20 protein-coding genes are annotated in these 22,876 nt (G+C 57.4%); 10 read left to right on the top strand and 10 right to left on the bottom strand.

Going from position 1 to position 22,876, the window contains the following annotated elements:
- Positions 1 to 2: 2 nt before the first annotated feature.
- The 6 genes from secF to MHY22_RS01155 all read left to right on the top strand — a co-directional run bounded on the left by secF (position 3) and on the right by MHY22_RS01155 (position 8,789).
- Positions 3 to 1,163 (top strand): protein translocase subunit SecF, encoded by a 1,161-nt coding sequence (gene secF, locus MHY22_RS01130; RefSeq protein ID WP_239277617.1) that lies wholly within the window; start codon positions 3 to 5, stop codon positions 1,161 to 1,163.
- A gap of 236 nt (positions 1,164 to 1,399) precedes the next feature.
- Complete coding sequence (locus MHY22_RS01135; protein ID WP_239277619.1) at positions 1,400 to 2,884, top strand: ABC transporter substrate-binding protein; 1,485 nt, start codon at positions 1,400 to 1,402, stop codon at positions 2,882 to 2,884.
- A gap of 53 nt (positions 2,885 to 2,937) precedes the next feature.
- Positions 2,938 to 3,483, top strand: coding sequence for an adenine phosphoribosyltransferase (locus MHY22_RS01140; protein ID WP_005324978.1), 546 nt, complete (start codon positions 2,938 to 2,940; stop codon positions 3,481 to 3,483).
- Positions 3,484 to 3,569: 86 nt separating this feature from the next.
- Complete coding sequence (locus MHY22_RS01145) at positions 3,570 to 5,858, top strand: bifunctional (p)ppGpp synthetase/guanosine-3',5'-bis(diphosphate) 3'-pyrophosphohydrolase (protein ID WP_239277620.1); 2,289 nt, start codon at positions 3,570 to 3,572, stop codon at positions 5,856 to 5,858.
- A gap of 188 nt (positions 5,859 to 6,046) precedes the next feature.
- A complete protein-coding gene (locus tag MHY22_RS01150; protein WP_239277622.1) occupies positions 6,047 to 8,119 on the top strand; it encodes a bifunctional UDP-sugar hydrolase/5'-nucleotidase in 2,073 nt (690 codons plus the stop codon).
- Positions 8,120 to 8,216: 97 nt separating this feature from the next.
- Positions 8,217 to 8,789, top strand: coding sequence for a DUF421 domain-containing protein (locus tag MHY22_RS01155; RefSeq protein ID WP_239277624.1), 573 nt, complete (start codon positions 8,217 to 8,219; stop codon positions 8,787 to 8,789).
- Positions 8,790 to 8,920: 131 nt separating this feature from the next.
- Here MHY22_RS01155 and MHY22_RS01160 read toward each other — a convergent pair whose 3' ends face one another.
- Positions 8,921 to 9,253: a hypothetical protein gene (locus MHY22_RS01160; protein ID WP_239277626.1), complete on the bottom strand. Its 333-nt coding sequence runs from the start codon at positions 9,251 to 9,253 to the stop codon at positions 8,921 to 8,923.
- 355 nt (positions 9,254 to 9,608) lie between these two features.
- Complete coding sequence (locus MHY22_RS01165; protein ID WP_239277627.1) at positions 9,609 to 10,469, bottom strand: peptidylprolyl isomerase; 861 nt, start codon at positions 10,467 to 10,469, stop codon at positions 9,609 to 9,611.
- A gap of 143 nt (positions 10,470 to 10,612) precedes the next feature.
- Between MHY22_RS01165 and tpx the strand changes: the two genes are divergently transcribed.
- The 3 genes from tpx to hisS all read left to right on the top strand — a co-directional run bounded on the left by tpx (position 10,613) and on the right by hisS (position 13,124).
- Positions 10,613 to 11,110, top strand: a complete 498-nt coding sequence (gene tpx / locus MHY22_RS01170) for a thiol peroxidase (protein WP_239277628.1) — start codon at positions 10,613 to 10,615, stop codon at positions 11,108 to 11,110.
- An 83-nt stretch (positions 11,111 to 11,193) separates the two neighbouring features.
- Positions 11,194 to 11,829, top strand: a complete 636-nt coding sequence (locus tag MHY22_RS01175) for an MBL fold metallo-hydrolase (protein WP_239277761.1) — start codon at positions 11,194 to 11,196, stop codon at positions 11,827 to 11,829.
- 5 nt (positions 11,830 to 11,834) lie between these two features.
- Positions 11,835 to 13,124 carry a histidine--tRNA ligase gene (hisS, locus tag MHY22_RS01180; protein WP_239277629.1) on the top strand — a complete coding sequence of 430 codons (1,290 nt, stop codon included), beginning with the start codon at positions 11,835 to 11,837 and terminating at the stop codon, positions 13,122 to 13,124.
- 26 nt (positions 13,125 to 13,150) lie between these two features.
- Here hisS and MHY22_RS01185 read toward each other — a convergent pair whose 3' ends face one another.
- The 8 genes from MHY22_RS01185 to MHY22_RS01220 form a co-directional block, all read right to left on the bottom strand.
- The gene (locus MHY22_RS01185; protein WP_239277631.1) at positions 13,151 to 13,726 is read right to left on the bottom strand and encodes a TetR/AcrR family transcriptional regulator; all 576 of its coding nucleotides are present in this window, start codon (positions 13,724 to 13,726) and stop codon (positions 13,151 to 13,153) included.
- Between the two features lie 10 nt (positions 13,727 to 13,736).
- Positions 13,737 to 15,146, bottom strand: coding sequence for an L-serine ammonia-lyase (locus MHY22_RS01190; protein ID WP_239277634.1), 1,410 nt, complete (start codon positions 15,144 to 15,146; stop codon positions 13,737 to 13,739).
- Between the two features lie 173 nt (positions 15,147 to 15,319).
- On the bottom strand, positions 15,320 to 15,979 hold the full coding sequence (locus tag MHY22_RS01195; protein ID WP_239277636.1) for an FMN reductase: 660 nt from the start codon (positions 15,977 to 15,979) through the stop codon (positions 15,320 to 15,322).
- Positions 15,980 to 15,981: 2 nt separating this feature from the next.
- Positions 15,982 to 17,094: an LLM class flavin-dependent oxidoreductase gene (locus MHY22_RS01200; RefSeq protein ID WP_239277638.1), complete on the bottom strand. Its 1,113-nt coding sequence runs from the start codon at positions 17,092 to 17,094 to the stop codon at positions 15,982 to 15,984.
- A 76-nt stretch (positions 17,095 to 17,170) separates the two neighbouring features.
- Positions 17,171 to 17,566, bottom strand: a complete 396-nt coding sequence (locus tag MHY22_RS01205; RefSeq protein WP_239277639.1) for a hypothetical protein — start codon at positions 17,564 to 17,566, stop codon at positions 17,171 to 17,173.
- Between the two features lie 173 nt (positions 17,567 to 17,739).
- Positions 17,740 to 17,892 carry a hypothetical protein gene (locus MHY22_RS01210; protein ID WP_239277641.1) on the bottom strand — a complete coding sequence of 51 codons (153 nt, stop codon included), beginning with the start codon at positions 17,890 to 17,892 and terminating at the stop codon, positions 17,740 to 17,742.
- 142 nt (positions 17,893 to 18,034) lie between these two features.
- Entirely contained in the window at positions 18,035 to 19,621 is a 1,587-nt protein-coding gene (locus tag MHY22_RS01215; RefSeq protein ID WP_239277763.1) for an inorganic phosphate transporter, read from the bottom strand.
- Positions 19,622 to 19,862: 241 nt separating this feature from the next.
- The gene (locus MHY22_RS01220) at positions 19,863 to 20,741 is read right to left on the bottom strand and encodes a neutral zinc metallopeptidase (protein ID WP_239277642.1); all 879 of its coding nucleotides are present in this window, start codon (positions 20,739 to 20,741) and stop codon (positions 19,863 to 19,865) included.
- Positions 20,742 to 20,985: 244 nt separating this feature from the next.
- Here MHY22_RS01220 and aspS point away from each other — a divergent pair, with 244 nt between their 5' ends.
- On the top strand, positions 20,986 to 22,818 hold the full coding sequence (gene aspS, locus MHY22_RS01225) for an aspartate--tRNA ligase (protein WP_239277643.1): 1,833 nt from the start codon (positions 20,986 to 20,988) through the stop codon (positions 22,816 to 22,818).
- The last annotated feature ends 58 nt before the right edge of the window (positions 22,819 to 22,876 follow it).

Genomic DNA, 22,876 nt, shown 5'->3' on the forward strand with positions numbered 1-22,876 from the left:
GCATGGCTGTTTCGACTAAGCACAAGATTTCCCGGATGGACCGCCTCTACGAGGACGAGCGCGGTTATGACTTCATCGGTCGCACCAAGCTGTGGTACGGCATCACCGCCGCGTTGATCGTGGCCGCAGTGGCCGCAATCCTCATTCGTGGTTTCTCGCTCTCGATTGACTTCGAAGGCGGCACCACGTTGTCGATGCCGGCAGGCGACCTCAAGGAAGATGAGGTAAGCCAGGTATTCGAAGACTCCACCGGTGTCGAACCTGAGCAGGTTCACATTGTGGGCTCTGGCGATTCTGAGACCTTGGAAATCGTTTCTGAGCGCTTGAGCCAAGAGGACGTGAATGCGGCCCGCGCGGCTATCTATGACAACTTCCAGCCGAAGGATGAAAACGGCAAGGCCACTCCGGATGCCATTGGCTCGTCCACGGTTTCCGAATCCTGGGGTTCTTCTATTACCCAGCGCATGCTCATTGCCATGCTGGTCTTCTTGGTGGCTGCGACCGTCTACGTGGCCATTCGCTTGCAGAAGAACATGGCTTTTGCCGCCATCATCGCGCTGATTGCAGACGGCGTGATCATCGCCGGTATTTACGCCCTCTTTGGCTTCGAAGTTTCCCCGGCCGTCATTATTGGTCTGCTTACCGTCTTGACCTTCTCCATGTATGACTCGGTCATCGTCTTTGACAAGATCAACGAGAACACGGAAGGCCTCGAGGGCCAGCGCAAGAAGACCTTTGCTGAGCTGACAAACTTGGCTATCAACCAGACGGTCATGCGCTCGATTTCTACCTCGGTTATTTCCGCGCTGCCTATCATCGCGCTCTTCGTGGTGGCCGTATGGCTGATGGGTATCGGTACCCTCCGCGATCTGGCGCTCATTCAGCTCATCGGCGTGGTCGAGGGCATTTTCTCCTCCATCTTCTTCGCTACGCCGCTGGTCGTGACCCTCGCCAATATGTCCAAGAAGATCAAGCGTCACAACAAGCGGGTCGCGGACTACCGCGCTGGCAAGGACGAGAATGCCGCGGCAGAATCTGGCGCAGCATCCTCCGGCCGCACCGTGGTCTCACCAGTGAGTGCAAAGACCACCCCGGCTGAGATCGAAGATGATCCGTCCGAGTCCACTGGGCACCCTGGCGCAACCTGGCGCCCGGGCCGGTAGCCTCCGATAGTAAAATTTTGGCGGAGTTGTAGCTGAAGTGAGGGCGAATTACGGTGTTTGAATCCAAGAGCAGTTCTAGCGAACGTCACTGGGGAAGGAAGGCCATTGCCTCGTGCGTTTCAGCTCTAGCTCTAGCTGCTTCTGCCTGTAGTGGGCAGGGCGGCGAAGAGGACTCGCCTAGTGCTCCCCAGGAGCCAGAATCCTATGGATACTTTGGCTACCAGGTAAATTCCCGCTTGGCCACCACTAATGCTGGCACGTCTTTTGGTGATGCTACCTCCGCCGGACTGCTGTCTACGCGGCTTTATCCGGGCCTTTTCGTGCCCGGCCCCTCTGGCGAATTAATCCCCAATGCGGATCTGGTTGAAACTGAAGAGCTTCCGCCTGTTGCCGGCAGCGACCAGCGCAGCGTTCAGCTCACTTTGGAGGAGGATGCTGTCTTTTCCGATGGCACCCCCGTTACCTGTGACGACTACTTTTTGGCGTATGTGGCCGGTACTCATCCAGCTGAATTTGCCTCCCATATGCCGTTGATGAATGACATCGCAGATTTTAGCTGTGAGCCCCAAAGCAAAACGTTCACCTTGACCTTTAACAAGGATCAGGGGCAGCGCTGGCGCCACATGTTTGGCGCCGGCACGGTCATGCCGGCCCATGCGCTGGCTAAAAAGTCCGGGTTGAGCATTGCCGAACTCAACGCGGCACTCACGGTCGAAGACATGCAGGCGCTTGCGCCGGTTGCTAAGGAATGGCGCTATGGCTTTTCCGTGGCCAAGGATCAACTAGATCCCGAGCTGCAGGTCTCCTTTGGACCCTATGTCATTGACAAGGTAGGCGACGAAGAGGAGATCATTCTCAAAGCAAACGAAAAGTACTTCGGGGACGCCCCAGCGGAAGAGCGTGTTGTGGTCTGGCCTTCGGATGCTGATGCACAAAAGCTTGCAGATAAAGGCGCACTGCGCGTAGTGGATGCCGCCAGCGAAAATCCTGACTGGCTGGACAGTACGAAGGACGAGGCAGGGGAGTCCCCCTACGAGGTCACTCCAATGGTTGGCGAGCTAACCGATACGCTCACGCTATCTGAAGCTGGAGTATTCGCGGAGCCGTGGGCGCGCGAGAGCTTCGCTGCTTGCGTCGATCAGCAGGCGGTTGCGCAAGCAAGCTCTGCGGCCTCCGGTGTGGAGGTGCCGCCGGCATACTTGCGTACCGTCTCCGCGACCAACCCAGTCGCCGGCGGTCTAGACAAGGTGGGCAAGGAACACCAAGGCACGGATTTGGCTAAGGCCGGTGACCTCAACGGTACGACCATCAAGGTCGGCTATTTGGGGCCAGACAAACGCTACGCTGCCATGGTGGAACAACTTCGTGCATCCTGTGAGCCGGCTGGTATCACCATCGAGGACGCGTCTGCGGAGTTCATGTCCCAGCACTACTTGGAAATGGATCCGGAAACCTGGGCGCCTACCGTTGATGCCTTCCTCGGTCCAGTCGATCCTCAGACGGAGTATTCCACGGTGGAGTCCAGTATGAAGAACTCTGCGGAGCTGAAGAAGACAGAAGAGGCTCTGTGGAAGGATGTACCGTCCATTCCGCTCTCCGCGCAGCCGCGCGTTTTCCTCGTCCGCCGCGACGTGGAAGGTGTCCTGCCGTACACTGGCGTCTCGGGCATCGGTTGGAATATGGACCGCTGGCACAGCACCGCCCCAGCTGAAAAGAACTAGGCTGCACACAGCGGCCGTTAACGACCTCTCGCAAACATTTCTCAAGGAAGATTATGAGCTCGCACTACGAATCAGCAGCACAGGCACTCAAGGATAAGGTTCGCCTCGTTCAAGACTTCCCAGAGGAGGGCATCCTCTTTGAGGACCTCACCCCAGTCTTGGCGGACCCAGAGGCATTTCGCACCGTAGTGGACGGCTTGGCGGCCGCCTGCGAGGAATTGGGCGCAGATATGATTGGCGGCCTAGACGCCCGTGGATTCCTCCTCGGCTCGGCCGTCGCCTACAAGATGGGCCTGGGTATCTTGGCCATCCGCAAGAAAGGCAAGCTTCCCCCACCGGTATATACCGAGGAATATGAGCTGGAGTATGGCTCCGCGGCGCTGGAGATTCCAGCCAGCGGCGTTGACATCAAGGGCAAACGCGTAGTGCTTGTCGACGACGTCCTGGCGACCGGTGGCACCCTCCACGGTGCCAAGCTTTTGCTTGAGTCCGCAGGTGCCGAAGTCGCTGGCAATGTGGTGGTGCTGGAGGTCAAGGGCCTCAACGGTCGTGAGCGTTTATCCGGCCCACCGCTCATTGTGTTGAATGCCACAGACTAAGATGGGATGTCTAAGCTAGATCGCACGATCTAGTTGGACATGAGGCCACAAGGCCCATGACACTGTGAAGGGCGGTAGATTTGGCCATGGACAAACCCGTAAAGCGCCAGTCCGGCGGCGGAATGCGCAGTATGTCGGCTCGCCTAGCTCGTTCGCTCACCGGCGGCCGAGTGAAGGTGAATCCGGTGCTGGACCCGTTGATGTCCATCCACCGCAAGTTTCACCCCAAGGCCGATGCTGATCTGCTCAATCGCGCCTATGACACCGCGGAGCGGCTCCATGAGGGGGTCTTTCGCAAATCCGGAGAACCGTATATCACCCACCCGCTCGCCGTGGCGACGATCGCAGCGGAGATCGGTATGGACACCACCACCATCGTTGCAGCACTGCTGCACGACACCGTGGAGGATACGGACTACTCACTAGAGGACCTCACCCGAGATTTCGGTCCGGAGGTGGCTCGCTTGGTCGATGGCGTGACCAAGCTGGACAAGGTGGCACTGGGGTCGGCCGCAGAGGCTGAGACCATTCGTAAAATGATCGTCGCCATGGCCACCGACCCCCGAGTCCTAGTCATCAAGGTCAGCGACCGCCTGCACAATATGCGTACGATGCGGTTCCTCCCGCCCGAAAAACAGGCTAAGAAGGCGCGGCAGACCCTAGAGGTCATCGCGCCGCTAGCTCACCGCCTCGGCATGGCCAGCGTGAAGTGGGAGCTGGAAGATCTGTCCTTTGCCATCTTGTATCCGAAGAAGTACGACGAAATCGTACGGATGGTGGCAGATCGCGCCCCCTCGCGCGACCGCGCGCTGAAGGAGATCATTAGCCAGGTCAGCGGGGCGCTGAAGGAAAACGGCATTGAAGCCGAGGTTATGGGCCGCCCAAAGCATTACTGGTCCATTTATCAAAAGATGATCGTGCGCGGCCGTGACTTCGCGGAGATCTTCGACCTTGTAGGAATCCGCATTTTGGTCGAGGACGTCAATAGCTGTTATGCCGCTATCGGTGTGGTGCACTCGATCTACCAGGCATTGCCGGGGCGCTTCAAGGACTATATTTCCTCGCCGCGATTCGGCGTGTATCAGTCCCTGCATACCACGGTGCTGGCAGATGGCGGCGCTACCTTGGAAGTCCAGGTACGTACCCACGAGATGCACTACAACGCCGAATTCGGTGTGGCTGCTCACTGGCGCTACAAAGAAACCAAGGGAAAGAACTCGGGCCACCAAGAAGAAGTGGACCAGATGGCGTGGATGCGCCAACTTCTAGACTGGCAGAAGGAAGCCGCCGATCCCAACGAGTTCCTCGACTCGCTGCGCTACGACCTGACCGCCAAGCAAATCTTCGCCTTTACCCCGAAGGGCGATGTGGTGAACCTTCCTGCCGGTTCTACACCGGTGGACTTTGCCTACGCAGTACATACTGAGGTGGGGCACAGGTGTATCGGTGCCAAGGTCAATGGCAAGCTCGTCGCGCTCGAATCGAAGCTAAAGTCCGGCGACAAGGTGGAAATCTTTACCTCCAAGGATCCCAACGCCGGTCCGTCCCGCGATTGGCAAGACTTCCTTGTGTCTGCTCGAGCTAAGACAAAGGTGCGGCAGTGGTTTGCCAAGGAACGCCGCGAAGAACACTTGGAAGCAGGCCGCGATGCCCTGGCGACCGAAGTCCAGCGCGGCGGCCTGCCTATGCACCGCCTGTTTACTGCCAGCTCCATGAAGCAGGTAGCGGAACAGCTGCACTATACCGATGTCGATTCGCTGTATACCGCCATCGGCGCGGGCCACGTATCTGCTCAACACGTGGCCAACCAATTGGTTGCCATGTTCGGCGACCAAGATGATGCCATCGACACCCTGGCCTCCCGCACGCCACTGTCTGAAATTGAGCACTCCCGCGCCCAACACACCGAAGACTCGGCATCGGGCACCGGCATCTTGGTGGAAGGCAGCCCCGATGTGATGGCAAAGCTCGCCAAATGCTGCCAGCCCGTGCCGGGCGATTCCATTTTCGGCTTCGTTACCCGCGGCGGGGGAGTCTCCGTGCACCGAGCCGATTGCACAAACGCGGAAAAGCTCAAGGCAGAACCAGAGCGCATGTTGGAGGTGGCCTGGTCTTCTGGTACCTCTGCGACGGGCGCTTTCTCTGCGACGCTGCAATTGGAAGCCCTCGACCGTCAGGGCCTCCTCTCGGAGCTCACTCGGGTAATGAGCGATCAAAACATCAACGTTTTGACCATGAACTCGAATCGGGGCGATGACCACATCGCGACGGTTAGGTTTACTTTCTCGGTGTCCGACACCAAGCAGCTGGGCACGTTGATGACGACGTTGCGCAATACCGAAGGCGTCTTCGACGTCTACCGAGTGACTGCTTAGTGTGCTCTGTCCCTACCCTCAAGGAGGGGCGGGGCAAGCAACGCGAAAGCATCAGGTGGGTTACCAGTGTATGAATTTTCGGCTTCTGCAAGGTAAATCCCCAGCAAGCGGGCTCAATTTCTCCTGCCAAGTTGTTAGTAAAGCGATATAAATTGTCCTGTTGCTTTCTACAATCTAGGAGTATTTCAATGCAGTTCCGTCGCATCGGCCAGCTTGTGGCCGCCACTACCGTTTCCGCTGTTGCTCTCTCCGGCGCGCAGGCGGTGGCACAGGAAAACAAGACCACCATCTCCGTCACCAATATCACCGATATTCACGGTCACTTGGAAGACAAAATTGGTGACCCAGCCAAGGCCGGCGATGAAATCGGCGTGGCTCGCTTGCAGTCCCTTATCAAGCAGGTAAATGAAGGACAGGAATTCAACCTGACCTCCTCGGGCGATAACGTGGGCGGCTCTGCCTTTGTCTCTGCAATTTCTGATGACAAGTACACCCTTGAAGCCCTCAACGAGATGGGTATGAAGGTGACTGCTGTAGGTAACCATGAGTTTGATAAGGGTACCGAAGACCTTACAGGGCGTATCGCTGATAGCTCTGATTACCCAATCTTGGGTGCCAACGTGTTCAAGGATGGGAAGCCTCTTCTGGAGGCTTCCCACGTCGAAGAAATTGATGGCGTAAAAGTCGGCTATGTTGGCACGGTAACGGAAAATACCAAGTATAAGGTGTCTGCTGCCAAGATCCCAGGGATCACTTTTACTAATCCAGCCGAGGCTACCAATAAGGAAGCTACTCGTTTGAAAGAATCTGGTGAGGCCGATGTTGTTGTTGCGCTCATGCACGAAGATGCCCAAGGCTTTGCAGAGGACTTTAACAAAGACGTCGACGTAGCTTTTGGCGGCGACACCCACGTTGCCACTAAGGGCGAAATTGAGCGCGAGGGCGCCTTGCCACTGCAGTGGGCACAGGGACACGAGTACGGCAAACTGCTCAACGACGTTGATATTACCTTTGATAAGACTGCTAAAAAGATTACCGACATCAGTTTGAAGCAGTACGACGCGACCGCTGCAGCAAAGGTTGAACCAGATGCTGAAATCGCAGCTATTGTAAAAAAGGCCCAGCAAGAGGCTGACATCGAGGGTGCCAAGACCGCCGGTACTGTGGAACGGGCCCTGTTCCGCGGATCTGATGAGAATGCTGATTCGGGTTCTAACCGTGGTGTCGAATCTACCCTCAATAACTTCATTGCTGACGGCCAGCGTTACGCCATGAGCAAGCAGGTAGGCGAGGACATCGAGATCGGCGTGATGAACGCTGGCGGTGTTCGTGCTGACTTGAAGGGCGGCGACGTTACCTACAAGGACATTTTTGAGGTACAGCCCTTTGGCAACTCTGTAATTACCGCCAAGATTTCCGGCGAGGAGTTCATTAATGCCTTGGAAAACCAGTGGCAGGAAGGCAGCCGACCACGCCTGGCTATGGGGCTTTCCAATAACGTCCAAGTAGTCTACGACCAGAAGGCCGACAAGGGCGAGCGCGTACAGTCTGTGACCATCAACGGCGAGAAAATCGATCCGAAGAAGGATTACTCCATTGCGCTGTCTTCCTTCCTTGCTTCCAGTGATGAAGAGGCAGGCGGCGACGGCTACTTCAACGCTGGTTCCATCAAGGACAAGAACGATGTGGGCTACATGGACACTCAGGCCATGATCGACTACATCAAGTCGGGTGAATCGGAGGTCCGCACGGGCCAGGGCCAGATTGGCGCCAACATCGAGGGGGACGTGAAGCCGGGCGAGGAAATCACGGTGAACCTGTCCAGCCTCAATTACTCCACCGACGGTGAGCCGATGGCCAAGAAGGCAACCGTCAAGTTGGGCGACGCTGAGCAGACCGTCGATATCGACAACGCTGCGCAAGAAGGCGATGCGCAATTTGGTGAGCGCGGTCGCGCAACGGTAAAGCTCACCGTTCCAGAGAACCTGAGCGGTACCCAGAACCTAGAAATCACCACCGACGCAGGAACTAAGGCAACTTTGCCACTCGAGGTAAGCGGCGACGGCTCCGAAGAGCCGGGAGCTAAGCCTGCGCCAAAGGGCTCTTCCTTGTCCTCCAACGGCTCTTCCGTGGGTGGCGCAGTATTCGCCATCGTTGCAGCGCTGGTAGCTGGCGTTGCGGTTGTGGGCATGAACCCGCAGATTCTTCCTGCCCCAGCTCGCAAGATGATTGAGGACCTGCGCAAGCAGTTCCACATCTAGGACAGCACAGCACTAGGCGGAGCGGCTCTTCCTGAACGGGGGAGTGACGCTCCGCCTTTTCTGTATGTCTCGCGGCTGCCGGGTAACCTAAGCAGTCGTGGATACTCTAGAACTCTTCCTGCGCGAAATTACTTATCAGCTGGGTATTGAATGGCACCGTATTCCCGTTGTCGTGCTGGCGACTTTGGGTATCTACCTATCCTTCATGGTTTTGGTGAAGGTATTTGGCTCTCGCGTGCTTACGTCCATGACGGCCTCAGATGCCATCATCATTATTATGTTTGGCGCGGTCGCGGGCCGTGTCATCGTGGGCAATCCACCGACCCTTGCCGCCGGCGTCATCGGTCTGACCACGCTGATGGCGCTCGAAGCTGCCTTCGGTACCATTCGCAAGGTAGTGAAGTGGACGCGCTTTCTGGACCGTCGTCCCATCCTTTTAGTCTTTAGCGGTGAGATGGTTGAAGATAACCTGACGCTGGCCCACATTACAGAATCGGATATCTACTCGGCCGCCCGTAGGGCCGGCATTAGCCGCATGGAAGACGTGCAAATAATGATCCTTGAGCCTACAGGCCATATCTCCGTCATCAAGGTCGGTCAGGCCATCGACCCGGAGCTTTTCAAGGACCTCGTGGGGTCGGAGTACATCGAAGACGCTAAAGACGCTTAGGGCACACGCCAAAGCTTGGCGGGGAACGCAAAGAGCATCTGTAGGCTCCCTTTGCCCAAGAGCAGATGAAAAAAGCCGCTGCATTCCACTAAGGGAAGCAGCGGCTTAAGAATCGCTATGAAGCGGTGACCTTACTTGTTGCCGAAAGGCAGGTCGAAGTACTTGTTTGCGAAGGCGAACAGGGTGCCCAGAGCGCCGATAACAGCGGTGAAGACGCCGATCCAAGCCTTGATGTCGTCAGCCTTCTCCTTGGAGGTGCGGGTGTCTTCCTTGCCCTCGGAGTCATCAGACTTGTCAGCTGCGTAGTCGTTGTCAGAGGAAGAAGACAGGCCCTCGACGGAGTTGGTGATCTTGGAGGACAGGTCGGAGGTGGTGTCCTCAGCGTTAGCAACGGTGGTGCCTGCGAAAGCGACGGACAGAGCGGTTGCGCCAGCAACGAGTGCCTTGCGGGAGAAAAGCTTCATTTTTGATTCCTAACAAGCTTGGTGTGTTCAAAGACGTTTCAAATACTAGACAGGCTGACAGCCTTCCGCAACAGTATTGGCAGGTTTTCGCTTATTTGCTGAACTAGCTGAAAGTCCGCTGTGTTCTGGGTGTTTACTACTGTTGCTGTTGTGATCTGGGGGAATTTTAGTGTTCTCGTGTTCCTGCAGCTTAACCCTCATAATCGGGCTCAGCTTAATTTAAGGAAAGGATAAGCCCCGGTGCATTCATTCACGGAGTGCGTGGTGAATGGCCGGGGCTTTGTGTCCGCCCCCGTTAGGGGGGTGGTGCGGTGGGGCTAAGAGGGGGCGTCGCCAAGCAGGGCTTTTCTGCCGCTTAAGCCTTGACGGTTGCCTTCTTAATCTTGACTTCCTTGGCCGGCTTGCCATCTGGCTGGCCGCCTTCGACGCCGTTCTTGGCAATCTTATCCATCGTCTTCATGCCCTTGTCGGTGATGGTGGCGAAGTAGGTGTAGCTCGGGGCCAGTTCAGAATCGTCGTAGTTGAGGAAGAACTGGGAACCATTGGTGTCTGGGCCGCTGTTGGCCATGGCGACGGAACCGCGCGGGTAGACAACGGGGTTCTGTGCGTCCTTCTCTTCGACCTCGTCGGTGGGGTACTCATCGCCAAAGCTGAAGCCAGGTCCGCCGGAACCGGAACCGGTTGGGTCGCCGCACTGCAGCACGTTGAGCCCACCTGAGGTCATGCGGTGGCAAACGGTGTCGTCGTAGTAGCCCGACTTTGCCAGATCAGAAATAGCATTGGTGGTACACGGCGCCTTGGCGCGGTCCATTTCCATCTCAATGGTGCCCTGATTGGTCTCAAAGGAAACGGTGACGGTGCCCTTGGTGGAAATATCCTTGCCGTTCGGCTTCTTCGCGCCGTTGGACTCTTGACCGTTGTCCTCATACTTACAGGTCACGGTATCTGGCAGGGCCTTGGCGCGCTTGTCAGCGATGGGTTGCGCCTGTGGCGTTTCTTGCGAGGTCTCAGCTGCGGAAGAGTCCTCAGCCTGTACGTTTTCATCGTCGCCTTCGCGGGTAGACAAGAAGTAGATGCCGCCGACGAGGGCGAGGATTACTACGAGGGAGGCGGCAACAACGCCTAGCGGACGTGCCTTTTGCTTGCGTTCGCGGGATTTTAGCTCGCGCTCGAGCTTGCTCAGCGCCTCTTCGCCGCGCTTTTGATTATTTGGCACCGGGAGTCAACCTTTCTAGCGATTTTCGGTGGCATGATTCAACCTGACCGAGTTTAGCGGTTCCCTACAGCTGAGAAAGCGTTGGCATGGAAAATAGAGCAAGTTAATAGCTTTTAGGCCAAATCATAAGGACGCTGGCATCTGTGGTTGAACCAGATTTTACCGATCCGCCAACGCCCACCGTTGGTGAACTTCCCGCAGTGGGAGATCCGCTGCCCGAATTTGAACTCATCGGTACCGACCTGCGTCAGATTACCAATGAGACTTTTGCGGGCACGCGCCTTATTATTTCCATCTTGCCCTCTATTGAAACCCCTGCCTGCCAAGAACAGCTGCGCCGCTTCCATGAGCAGGTGGCGCATCTAGGCAACACTAAGCTTCTTTCCGTTTCTCTTGATTTGCCTTTTACCCTCAAGCGTTTTTGCGCAGCTGATGGCATTGATGATGTCATCGCCGCCTCCGCATTTCGATCTGACTTTGGTGAGAAGTTCGGCGTGACTGTGCGCGATTCCGTCCTGGAAGGCCTGCTTGCCCGCTCCGTGCTGGTGGCTGATGAAGACCACAAGGTCATCCACACTCAAATGGTACCGGGCGTTGTTACCCAGCTTGATTATGACAAGGTGTGGGACATTTTGCGTTAAGCCGTTCGGTGCTGCCGGCCTCTGCTCATCAAGAAGATGGGGGAGGCCGGCTCCTTTTTATGGAGACAGCTAGGGTAGTGGGTATGGAAATCTTCGGTTTTACTGCCGGTCCGTTTCAGACCAATACTTATGTGATTGCGGAAGGCCGCCGCGCCTTCATCGTGGATCCCGGCATGGATGCGATGGAAAAAGTCCTCGAGCATGACTTGGACTATGAGGCAATCGTGCTCACCCACGGCCATATTGACCACACCCGGGACGCCGGGTCTTTGGCAGAAAAGCTCGATATCCCTGTCTATATTCACCCCGATGACAAGTTTATGCTCGCCAGCGGAGAAGGTGTTTCGCCCCAAGCACAGGAGCTTTTCGACGCCGCCCATATGACCCCCATCGATGACCTTCGCGAGCTCCATGATGGCGAAACCCTGGAACTTCTTGGTCATACCTTTGCTCTCAAACACGCGCCTGGGCATTCGCCGGGCTGCGTGATGATCGTCGCCGAGGACTTTGCCCTCACCGGTGATGTGCTCTTCGCCGGGGCCATTGGGCGCACCGACCTACCTCACTCGGACCCAAATGCCATGCAGAAGTCGCTTGCTGGCCCAGTATGGAGCCTGCCAGATAACCTCGACATTCTTCCCGGCCACGGGCCTGCCACCACAATGCGTAAGGAGAGGGCGACCAATCCCTTCTTCGCTACATTGAGGGAGGTACTGTAATACCCGTGAGTAATAAGAAGCAGTTCCAAGCCCTGTCCGCCCCCAAAGGTGTCCCAGACTATTTCCCGCCGCAGTCAGCCGCATTCTATAAGGTGCGCCAGACCATGGTGGAGCAGGCACATCTCTCCGGCTTCCAGCACATTGAGCTGCCCATTTTTGAAGACACCGCGCTTTTTGCCCGTGGCGTGGGCGAGTCCACCGACGTGGTGTCAAAAGAGATGTACACCTTTGCGGATCGCGGCGACCGCTCCGTTACTTTGCGCCCGGAGGGTACCGCCGGCGTGATGCGCTCGGTCATCGAGCACAACCTGGACCGTGGCCAGCTGCCCGTGAAGCTCAACTATTTTGGTCCGTTCTTCCGCTATGAGCGCCCCCAGGCTGGCCGCTACCGCCAGCTACAGCAGGTCGGTGTAGAAGCTATTGGCGTGGACGATCCTGCGCTTGACGCCGAGGTCATCGCTTTGGCGGATCGTTCCTTCCGCGCGCTGGGGCTTAGCGGCTTCCGCCTCGAGCTCACCAGCTTGGGCGATCGCAACTGCCGCCCAGCTTACCGCGAGAAGCTGCAGGAATTCCTCTTTAAGCTCGACTTGGATGAAGAGACCCGCCACCGTGCAGAGATTAACCCTTTGCGTGTGCTGGATGACAAGCGCCCGGAGATCCAGGAGCAGCTTGCCGACGCCCCCTTGATGCTCGACCACCTCAATGACGAATGCCGCGAGCACTTCGAAACCGTCACCGGCATGCTGGACGATATGGGCGTAGCCTACGAGATTAATCCCCGTATGGTCCGCGGCTTGGACTACTACACCAAGACCTGCTTCGAGTTCGTCCATGACGGACTCGGCGCGCAGTCCGGCATTGGTGGCGGTGGCCGCTACGACGGGCTGATGGCTCAGTTAGGCGGCCAAGACCTATCTGGTATCGGCTACGGTCTGGGAGTCGACCGTGCCCTGCTGGCGCTGGAGGCTGAGGGCATCATCCTCGATGGTGTGGAGTCCCGCGTGGACGTCTTTGGCGTTGCACTGGGTATGGCCGCCAAGCGCACCATGACCGCCCTGATCAATGACCTCCGCAAGGCTGGAATCTCTGCGGATATGTCCTTTGGAGACCGTGGCCTGAAGGGCGCGATGAAGGGCGCCGACCGCGCCGGTGCACGCTTCGCGCTGGTCTTGGGCGAGCAGGAGCTAGAAAATGGCACGGTTGCGCTCAAGGACCTTGCCGCCCATGAGCAGCACGACGTCAAGGTTTCGGACCTAGTGTCCGTACTTGCTCGGGAAGTGAACGGCGAGGCCTAAATTTCTTTGGTCGTTGGGCATCGCGCTTAGGCGCGGTGCCCACTTTTTATGCCCGCCAAAAAGAGATCAATGATCTTTTCCTGAATATCCGGCTGGTAGGCCTCGATATCAACCTCGCGGGGTCGGGCCAGGCTCAACAGTCCCACAATGAATTCGAGGTGGGTGAAGCCGGGGCCAATGTCGCCTTGCTTTTGGCCCAGCTCAATAAACCGTCGGCCGTTGCGCTCCAGGAGGTCGCGCTGGGCGATTAACTCAGGGCTAAGAGAGTCCAAATCCTGAGGGACGAACGCAGGAATGAGCGTGTTTAGTCCCATTGTCAGGATATGGGTGGCGTAAGTGCGGACGTAGTCTTCTCCAGAATGCGTAGAGTTTTCAAAGTCCGCGATGAGGCGCTGTTGAAACTTGGCAAAGGCATTACCCATATATTCCGCGCACGCGCGGATAAGGCTCGCGCGGTTGGGGAAGTTGCGGTAGACCGTAGCCACGCTTACGCCAGCCTGCGTAGCCACCTTTTCCAAAGCGACATCATCGCCGTGGGTACGAAAAAGCTGGCACGCCGCGGCAATAATAGCGGTACGGCGATGAAGGGCATCTGCGCGCATGGAGTCCTTTTTAGCACTCCACCTGCGAAACGCTAAAGCCCATGGTCTTGGCCAATCCGCCCAGGGAGGTCTCCTTGTACTTGGAGAGCATATCGCGGCCGGTTTCAGCCATGGTTTGTACCGCATTATCCAAGGTCACGTGGTGAGTTCCTTCGCCCATTTTGGCCATGCGCGCGGCGTTGATGGACTTTACCGCGCCAATGGCATTGCGCTCAATACACGGAATCTGCACCAAACCGCCCACTGGGTCGCAGGTAAGGCCCAAATTATGCTCCAAAGCAATCTCCGCGGCGTTTTCCACCTGCGCCGGGGCTGCACCCAGCAGCTCTGCCATGCCTGCGGCGGCCATAGCGGAGGCGGAACCCACCTCGCCTTGGCAGCCAACCTCGGCTCCGGAGATGGACGCGTTTTCCTTGATAATCATGCCGATGGCACCGGCGGTCAATAGGTAGCGCCGAGCTGTGGAACGGGTGAAGTCTGCGCGGAAATCGCGCGCATAGTGCAGAACTGCTGGAATGATGCCGCACGCGCCGTTGGTAGGTGCAGTAATGACGCGGCCACCGGCAGCGTTTTGCTCATTAACCGCTAGGGCGTACAGGTTAACCCACTCCATGGCGGAGAAACCGCAGCTGGTGTCGTCCTGGTTTTCTAGCAACTGTGCATACATCTTCGGGGCACGGCGTGCCACACGCAGGCCACCTGGAAGAAGCCCCTTGGTGGAAATACCCTCGGTTACGCATTCACGCATGATGTCCCAGACTAAATCAAGGTGGCGCAGAACGTATTCCGCTCCGCCTTCATCGCGGTGCAAGGCTTCCTCGTTGGCAAGTACGATCTCCCAAATTGCTTTGTCATGAGCCTCGCAGAGGTTGAGCAATTCTTCGCCCGTGGTGAACCTATAGGGAACGGAGTCATCTACCTGGGCGGCGGCTACGCCGGCAGGAACCTCATTGCTTTCGGCGACTTCCGCATCGAGATCGGCGCGGGAGAGGATAAAACCGCCGCCGACAGAGAAGTATTCTTCCTTTTCTGCGAGGAGGTTGCCGTTGTCATCCCAGGCGCTAAAAATCATGCCATTCGGGTGCTGGGGCAGCGGTTCATTATCAAAGACGATCTCATAATCCACCGTGCCGCGGGGACCAGATATGGTTCCTTCGCTGGGGATAAAGCCGCCCGCGTGGGGCTCGGCGTCGATAGGCACGCTCAGCGGATCCCACCCGGCGAGCCCAAGGATGACGGCGCGATCGGAAGCGTGGCCACGGCCGGTGGCGGAAAGCGATCCGCGCAACTCCGTATAGACCTTAGCTGGGTGTTTCTCTAGTGAATCGAGGAATTGCTTAGCCGCGCGCATGGGCCCGACGGTGTGCGAGGAAGAAGGGCCAATGCCGATGGAGAAGATGTCCGTGACGCTAATTGTCATAGTTAAGCTGTGCCGAACCTTTCTGAAGGGATAGCTGTTGGGCGCATGTGCTGTGCCGCTATTGCGGTCACAGCCGAAACCGAAGAGTAGAGGCAGATTTTATGTGACCAGGGTAGCGAAAGTCACACCTTCTATCAATCGCCGTCTATGCGTAGCACTGCTCGCGTTTTGGCTTAGCTGCCATACCCATTCAGGAGCTTGTCAAGGGGGATGAAGTTCTCCTTTGCTAACCGAACGGTGGAGCGGCCTCCCAACCCGGTTAGATCGCCGGCAATTCCGGGCACCCTGTCTCGCGGGGCAACTATCTGGTCAGCCAGCTGGATGGCAGAGCGCTCAATCCGGGAGACGATGCGCTCTCCCTCTGGAGTGCCTAAGTCTTCTGCGGCCTGGAATACGCCAGTCGGCACGATGTTGGCGTGGAGTTGGTTAAATAGCGGGCGGAGCGCGTAGTCCAAAATGAGGGAATGGCGCGAAGAACCGGCCGTAGCTGCGATAATGGTGGGAAGGTTGTCGAGGGCATGGGGCTCCAAGGCGTCAAAGAACATCTTGAAAAGGCCCGAATAGCTGCCTTGGAATACCGGGGTGACGGCGATGAGTCCATCGGCATCGGCAACTTGCTGCTTGGCTCTAGCCAAAAGCGGTGTGTGCGCAGTCTGATCGGTCATGGCGGTAGCTAGTTCGAAAGCGAGATCGCGGACCTCAATGACGTCGATGTGGACTCCTTCACCGCGCGCGGAGATTTTGGCGCGGGTGGCTTCTGCAAGCATGTCCGCCAGCCTGCGAGAGGAAGACGGCTGCGAAAGACCAGCTGAGATAACGAGGAGGGAGCGCATAACTAGTTCTCCTTTCCTGGGCTGACCTGAAGGTGTGAAGGATGAGGCGCAGAGAGCAAGCTTGCGTGCGTCGGCGGGTCAGAAGGCACGTGGCTCGGGCGGCGCTGCGCAAAGCGGCGTCGCAGCTCGGGAACAACCTGCGTGCCGAGGATTTCTATCTGCTGGAGAACTACCTCTTGGGGCAGTCCGGCATGATCGATGAGGAATAGCTGGCGTTGGTAGTCACCGGCCCAGTCAGCGAAGCTGAGGGTCTTTTCAATTACTTGTTCTACGGTGCCGACGGTCAGTGGAGTCTGCGCCGTGAAGTCCTCGAGGCTTGGCCCGTGACCGTAGACTGGGGCGTTGTCGAAGTAGGGGCGGAAGAAGTCTTTAGCTTCTTGCTCGGTTTCGCCAATGAAGACTTGGCCGCCAAGTCCGACGATTGCTTGGTCCGCTTGACCATGCCCATAGGTTTCAAAGCGACGGCGGTAGAGGTCTACCATCTGGGCGGTGTGTTCCTTATTCCAGAAGATATTGTTGTGGAAGAAGCCATCGCCGTAGTATGCGGCTTGTTCAGCGATTTGCGGTGAACGAATGGAGCCGTGCCAGACAAAGGGCGGAATTCCATCCAGCGGTGCCGGAGTAGCGGTAAACCCTTCTAATCCCGCGCGGAACTTTCCTTGCCAGTTAACGACGGGCTCGCGCCACAGCCTGCGCAGCAGGTGATAGTTCTCAATCGCCAAAGGAATACCCTGCTGGATGTCTTTGCCGAACCAGGGATAGACCGGGCCGGTATTTCCGCGGCCGAGCATGAGGTCTACGCGGCCGTCAGCAAGGTGCTGCAAAAATGCATAGTCCTCTGCGATCTTTACAGGGTCATTGGTAGTAATCAGCGTGGTTGCAGTAGATAGCTGCAAGCGTTTTGTTTGCGCCGCGATATAGGCCAAGTGTGTTGTAGGAGAGGACGGTACGAAAGGTGGGTTGTGGTGTTCGCCGGTGGCAAAGACATCAAGGCCAACCTCTTCGGCTTTCAACGCAATCTCCGTCAAGTTGCGGATGCGCTCAGCCTCAGTGGGGGTCTTTCCTGAGATGGGGTCAGTGGTCAAATCCCCAATACTGAAGATACCGAATTGCATGGTTGCCTTTCTACGCGGTGCACAGGAGTAAAGATTGACGCGTCGCCGACCGCCGGAGAAGCCGACTGCGGGAGAATTATTCCCATTCTAGGGCATCAAAAAGTGCCGGTAGATCGGCCGGTGCAACTAGGCGCAGGGGTTTCTCAGTGACCTTGCCGTGTTCCGTGATGACCGCGGCGCATGGGTGATGTCCTTGGTTGTCGGTTTCTGAAAGTGCGTCCACCGTTTCCTGCACGCTTACTGTGCGGGCAAGAAAGATAGCGCGATCACTGGGTTCTTGATATTCGACAATGTCCGCGATGTCCGCGGCATCGAGCACGTGATTATCGCTGAGGTCTCTGGCTACCCATCGAGCGATAGTGTTGGTGGTTAACAAAGCGGTGAAGCCGCCCTCATCGTAGATGGGGATTTGGGAGAAGTCCTTATCCTTTATGACGTTAAATGCCTCCATGATTGATGTGGCAGATGTCAAGGTAAATACCTTTTGTGGCTGCAAAACGTGGAGTGCGTCGGGTGGGAAACCACTATGTCTCGGAGGGCGGAGATTTGCTTGACCACTGCTTCGTGCGGTTCAGCGATGGGCTCTGATTTGTAGTAACGCCCGTGGGCAATGGCATTGCGAAGGTTAGAAAAATCTTTCAGTGCCTAGGCTTGCTTGCCAGAAAGCATGTGTTTGTCTCGTGCCTTGTCTACTATCCACCAAAAGGAATCTGAGTTCTCAGCGTTGAGAGCCGAGCGCAAGTGTTGTTCTATGTCGTTGAATGCGGTCAGGAATGCAGTAGCCCGGTGCACGGTCATATGGGCCGGTGTAGAGAAGGGGGCGTCGCCAAGCAGGGCGGTAGTCCAAGCCACCCAATGGAAAATCCGCTAGCCCCGGCTCGATGGCCGGTGCGGCTAGCGGATGAAAGGGGTGCCGAGGATAAGCGGCGCTGAGCTACCCCTAGAAGACTACGCGCAGCACCGACACGGTAATGGCAGCGATGACTGCCGCGGCGGGCAGGGTGATGACCCACGCCAAAGCGATAGGCTTCATCAGGTTCCAATTAGCTGCCTTGTTGACAATGCCTACGCCCAGCACAGCGCCGATGAGGATGTGGGTGGAAGAAACTGGCAGGCCGAGGATCGATGAACCCATCACCACAGCGGCGGCGGCAAGCTCAGCAGCGAAGCCGGAGGAGGGGTGCATTTGGGTAAGGCCTGAGCCCACGGTCTGAATTACGAAGCGGCCGATGAACCACAAGCCAGAAATCAGGGCGATACCCATGGCAATCATGACGGCAACGGGCACGGCAGCTTCATCGCTTACTTGGCCCGTCTTGAGGACGTCAATCACCGCAGCGAAGGGGCCAATAGCATTGGCAATATCGTTGGAACCGTGGGAGAAGGCGAAGGCAGAAGCGGTAAATACCTGCATCCAAGAAAAGAGAAGGAAGGTGGACTTAGCCAGCGACTTCTTCTTCAGCGAGCGAGCGAAAATGAAGACGGCCATCCACACCACTGCGCCGACCATGCCCATGACCAACAGGTTCTGAAGGACGCTGAAATCGAGTCCAGTGTGCTTCAGACCCTTGAACATCACCATGGCGGAAATGATGATGGCACCGATGGCGGCTAGTACCGGTACCCAGCTCTCCAGAGCGCGGTGAGCCTTGACATCATCCATGTCCTTGTTGAGGTTATACAGATCGCGGTAATACTCAGATTCCAGCTGATTCGGATCAAAGTCTTCTTCTGCCACCAAGGCGGCGTCTCGGGCCATGGCGTTGGTGTAGCTGATTTGCTGGATTTCATTGAGGCGAGCAAAGCGAGACTTGTGCTCTTGGCGCAGCTCCGCGCGGCGGGTCTTGATTTCGCGCAGCTTCTGGTCTGCTTCCTCGTTGTAGACCAAGATTGAGGTCTTAATCCACTTAAACAGGATGAAAGCGGCGAGACCGCCGAGGACAGGGGAGAGCACCCACGAGATGGCAATAGTGCCAATCCCACCCCACTGCACCATGTCCAAGCCGCCCTTGCCGGTGACAAAGCCAACGGTGAGCGCGGCGCCGACGATGCCGCCGACGATGGAGTGGGTGGTAGACACTGGCCAACCCATACGGGTGGCAACAAGAAGCCAGATGGCCGCACCCAAAAGGGACGCCATCATGATGTAGACGAACTCCATGGGGTCTAGCCCATCAATGGCGTCAAGGTCGACGATGCCGGAACGCACAGTATCGGTGACCTCGCCGCCGGCGAGGATGGCACCGGAGACCTCGAAGATGGCGGCGACAACGAGGGCTTGCTTCATGGACAGTGTCCCGGCACCTACGGAGGTACCGAAGGAATTGGCAACGTCATTGCCGCCAATATTGAAGGCCATGAAAAGAGCGAAGAGAATGGCGGTGCCAAGGAGAATGGGCTTAGAGCCATCGACGTAGTCGTGGCCCCAGATCATAAAACCGATGAGGGTAACGGCGGTAAGGCCGCCAAAGATGGCGTGCCAAATCCAGTCGTTTCCCTTGCCATTGACGGCCTCAATGTCCGTCATCTGGGTGGTAGGGGTAGACACAGAAAGAACCTTTCAGTCAAGCGTGCACGAGGGGTATGGCCGCGCTTGTCAGCGTGGCGAAAAGGATTCTCAAAGGAAATTCTTATGTAGAGAATGCACGCTTAGACTAAAGGCTCTAGGTGTCGGGAAAGTGAACTCAAGATGTGGAGTTCGTAAAAGCAATGTGGCTATTTGCGAACATAATGGCCGCCGCTTTTAGATGACGGCCACGTTGTGAGTATTAGCCGCGGTAGGCGCCGCGCTCAAGGGTGTCGCACTGGGACATCTTGCCAGAGTTATATCCGGCAAGGAATGCCTTCTCACGCTGCTCGGAGGAACCATGCGTCCAGGAGTCGGGCTGGACCTGGCCGCCGGAGCGGCGCTGGATATTGTCATCGCCCACCGCCTGGGCGGCCGCGACAGCGTCTGAGACCTGTTCCTTAGTAATCGGCTCGAGCAAGGGATTATCGCCCTTGTCGGCGTAGGAAGCCCACAGGCCTGCGTAGCAGTCAGCCTGGAGCTCGATTTTCACCGCGTTGGAATCGGCGCCTGGGTCGTTATAGTCCGACAGGCCGAGGGTGCCCTCAAGGTTTTGAATGTGGTGGCCGAACTCGTGCGCCACGATGTACATGCGGGCCAAAGGGGCATTTTCCGCGCCGAAGTTGCGCAAGGAATCAAAGAACGCGGTGTCGAAATAAGCGGACTCATCGCGCGGGCAGTAGAAGGGGCCGGTAGAAGAAGAGGCCGCGCCACAACCGGTATTAACGCCGCCGTGGAAGACCACGCGCTCCGGCTCGGTGTATTGGATATCTGCCTGTTCCGGCAAGACCTTTGACCAGACGTTATCCACGCTGCGACCGGTGAACTCTACAAGGCATTCATCCTTGGTGTTGCCATCTTCTGCAGTTTCACATTCGGGGCTTTCGCCCTGTGCAGCGCCGTCGGATTGGGTCTGCTCGCTGCCCAGAATTGCGCCCAAGTCTGAGGGGTTGCCGCCCATGAGGAGGAAGAGGCCTACGAGAACAATCGAGCCGATGCCACCGCCAATGGCGATGCCACCGCCGCCGCCACCCGAACGCGCTTCCTTGCCGCCGAAATCGGCACCTGATCTAAAAGTCATGCCTAAATAGTGCCACATGGTCCCCTCATACACAGGATGAAGATTGTTGCAAAGAGGCTGAAGGAGGGAAACGGTGGTTCTTCTGCGACCTTCGGGATTAACTTGCGTCCACCTAACTGCGCTCCGCGTACTGGTAGGGATGTAGAATTGTGCGCGTTCCTAGTCTTGTGCTTGGTTTGGCGCGCGCTGTTTACGCGTGGCGGGACCCGCAAGTGACACAATTTTCAGAAGGGATTGAACAACAGTGCTGCGTACCCACTTAGCAGGTGAGCTCCGCAAAGAACTCGCAGGAGAGACCGTCACCCTAACCGGTTGGGTTTCCCGCCGCCGCGATCACGGTGGTGTGATCTTCATTGACCTGCGCGATCGCTCCGGCATTGCCCAGGTTGTCTTCCGTGAATCTGACGTGGCGGAGCGCGCCCACGACCTGCGTTCCGAATACTGCGTTAAGGTCACCGGTACCGTGGAGCCTCGCCCAGAAGGCTCGGAAAACCCCAACCTGCCGTCCGGTGAGATTGAGGTTAATGTCGCGGATCTTGAGGTTCTGAATAAGTCCGCAGCGCTGCCATTCCAGATTGATGATCCTTCTACCTCGGGTGAGGTAGGCGAGGAGACTCGTCTGAAGTACCGCTACCTGGACCTGCGCCGCGAGCGCCAGGCAAAGGCACTGCGCCTGCGTTCTACTGCCAACCGCGCGGCCCGCAAGGTGCTGGATTCTCATGACTTTGCTGAGATCGAGACTCCAACCTTGACCCGTTCCACCCCGGAGGGTGCACGCGACTTCCTGGTACCAGCGCGTTTGAAGCCAGGCACCTGGTATGCACTGCCGCAGTCCCCGCAGCTTTTCAAGCAGCTGCTCATGGTCTCGGGCATGGAGCGCTACTACCAAATCGCGCGTTGCTACCGCGATGAGGACTTCCGGGCTGACCGCCAGCCGGAATTTACCCAGTTGGACGTGGAGATGTCCTTCGTAGACCAGGACGATGTCATCGCCTTGGCGGAAGAGATTGTCACCGAGCTGTGGAAGCTCATCGGCTACGAGATCAAGACTCCAATCCCGCGCATGACCTACGCCGATGCGATGAAGTACTACGGTTCCGATAAGCCGGACCTGCGCTTTGACATCAAGATTGTGGAGTGCACCGAGTTCTTCAAGGACACCACCTTCCGCGTCTTCCAGAACGAATACGTAGGCGCCGTGGTCATGGAAGGCGGCGCTTCTCAGCCACGCCGTCAGTTCGATGCTTGGCAGGATTGGGCAAAGCAGCGTGGAGCCAAGGGTCTGGCCTACATCACCGTGGGCGAGGACGGCACCTTGGGCGGTCCGGTAGCTAAGAACATTACTGACGCCGAGCGCGAGGGCATTGCAGAGCACGTCGGCGCTAAGCCGGGCGACGCTATCTTCTTTGCCGCCGGTGACACCAAGTCTTCCCGTGCCCTGTTGGGCGCTGCACGTGGCGAGATTGCAAAGAAGCTGGACCTTATTAAGGAAGGCGACTGGGCCTTTACCTGGGTTGTAGACGCTCCGCTCTTTGAGCCTTCCGCTGATGCGACCGCTTCTGGTGACGTCGCGCTGGGCCACTCCAAGTGGACCGCGGTTCACCACGCCTTTACCTCCCCGAAGCCGGAGTACCTGGACAACTTTGACCAGAACCCGGGTGAGGCGCTGGCGTACGCCTATGACATTGTCTGCAACGGCAACGAGATTGGCGGCGGCTCCATCCGTATTCACCAGCAGGACGTGCAGAAGCGCGTCTTTGACGTCATGGGAATCGGTGACGAGGAGGCTCAGGAGAAGTTCGGCTTCCTGCTCGATGCTTTCCAGTACGGCGCCCCACCACACGGCGGCATCGCCTTCGGCTGGGACCGCATCGTCTCCCTGTTGGGCGGCTTCGACTCCATCCGCGACGTCATTGCGTTCCCGAAGTCTGGCGGCGGCGTGGATCCGCTTACCGACGCCCCGGCGGCAATCCCTGCCGCACAGCGTAAGGAGACCGGCGTAGACTACAAGCCAGAAAAGAAGAAGGAACAGGACAAGGCCGGTTCCACTACGGCAGAAACCGCTGAGGAGAAGTAGGCCGGGAGCTTAAACCTCGGCCTTTCAGGCGCACCGTGCGGGGCACATCGTAGTCCGC

It is taken from the genome of Corynebacterium sp. ACRPO, from assembly GCF_022347205.1.
GTDB lineage: Bacteria > Actinomycetota > Actinomycetes > Mycobacteriales > Mycobacteriaceae > Corynebacterium.

Bases quoted from the DNA above. Each gene is read 5' to 3' on its own strand.
- MHY22_RS01140 (WP_005324978.1), top strand. From the start codon at position 2,938: ATGAGCTCGCACTACGAATCAGCAGCACAGGCACTCAAGGATAAGGTT.
- MHY22_RS01160 (WP_239277626.1), bottom strand. From the start codon at position 9,253: ATGAAGCTTTTCTCCCGCAAGGCACTCGTTGCTGGCGCAACCGCTCTG.
- MHY22_RS01145 (WP_239277620.1), top strand. From the start codon at position 3,570: ATGGACAAACCCGTAAAGCGCCAGTCCGGCGGCGGAATGCGCAGTATG.
- MHY22_RS01195 (WP_239277636.1), bottom strand. From the start codon at position 15,979: ATGCGCTCCCTCCTCGTTATCTCAGCTGGTCTTTCGCAGCCGTCTTCC.
- MHY22_RS01185 (WP_239277631.1), bottom strand. From the start codon at position 13,726: ATGCGCGCAGATGCCCTTCATCGCCGTACCGCTATTATTGCCGCGGCG.
- secF (WP_239277617.1), top strand. From the start codon at position 3: ATGGCTGTTTCGACTAAGCACAAGATTTCCCGGATGGACCGCCTCTAC.
- MHY22_RS01175 (WP_239277761.1), top strand. From the start codon at position 11,194: ATGGAAATCTTCGGTTTTACTGCCGGTCCGTTTCAGACCAATACTTAT.
- MHY22_RS01210 (WP_239277641.1), bottom strand. From the start codon at position 17,892: ATGACCGTGCACCGGGCTACTGCATTCCTGACCGCATTCAACGACATA.
- MHY22_RS01215 (WP_239277763.1), bottom strand. From the start codon at position 19,621: ATGACGGACATTGAGGCCGTCAATGGCAAGGGAAACGACTGGATTTGG.
- MHY22_RS01220 (WP_239277642.1), bottom strand. From the start codon at position 20,741: ATGACTTTTAGATCAGGTGCCGATTTCGGCGGCAAGGAAGCGCGTTCG.
- MHY22_RS01190 (WP_239277634.1), bottom strand. From the start codon at position 15,146: ATGACAATTAGCGTCACGGACATCTTCTCCATCGGCATTGGCCCTTCT.
- MHY22_RS01150 (WP_239277622.1), top strand. From the start codon at position 6,047: ATGCAGTTCCGTCGCATCGGCCAGCTTGTGGCCGCCACTACCGTTTCC.
- MHY22_RS01200 (WP_239277638.1), bottom strand. From the start codon at position 17,094: ATGCAATTCGGTATCTTCAGTATTGGGGATTTGACCACTGACCCCATC.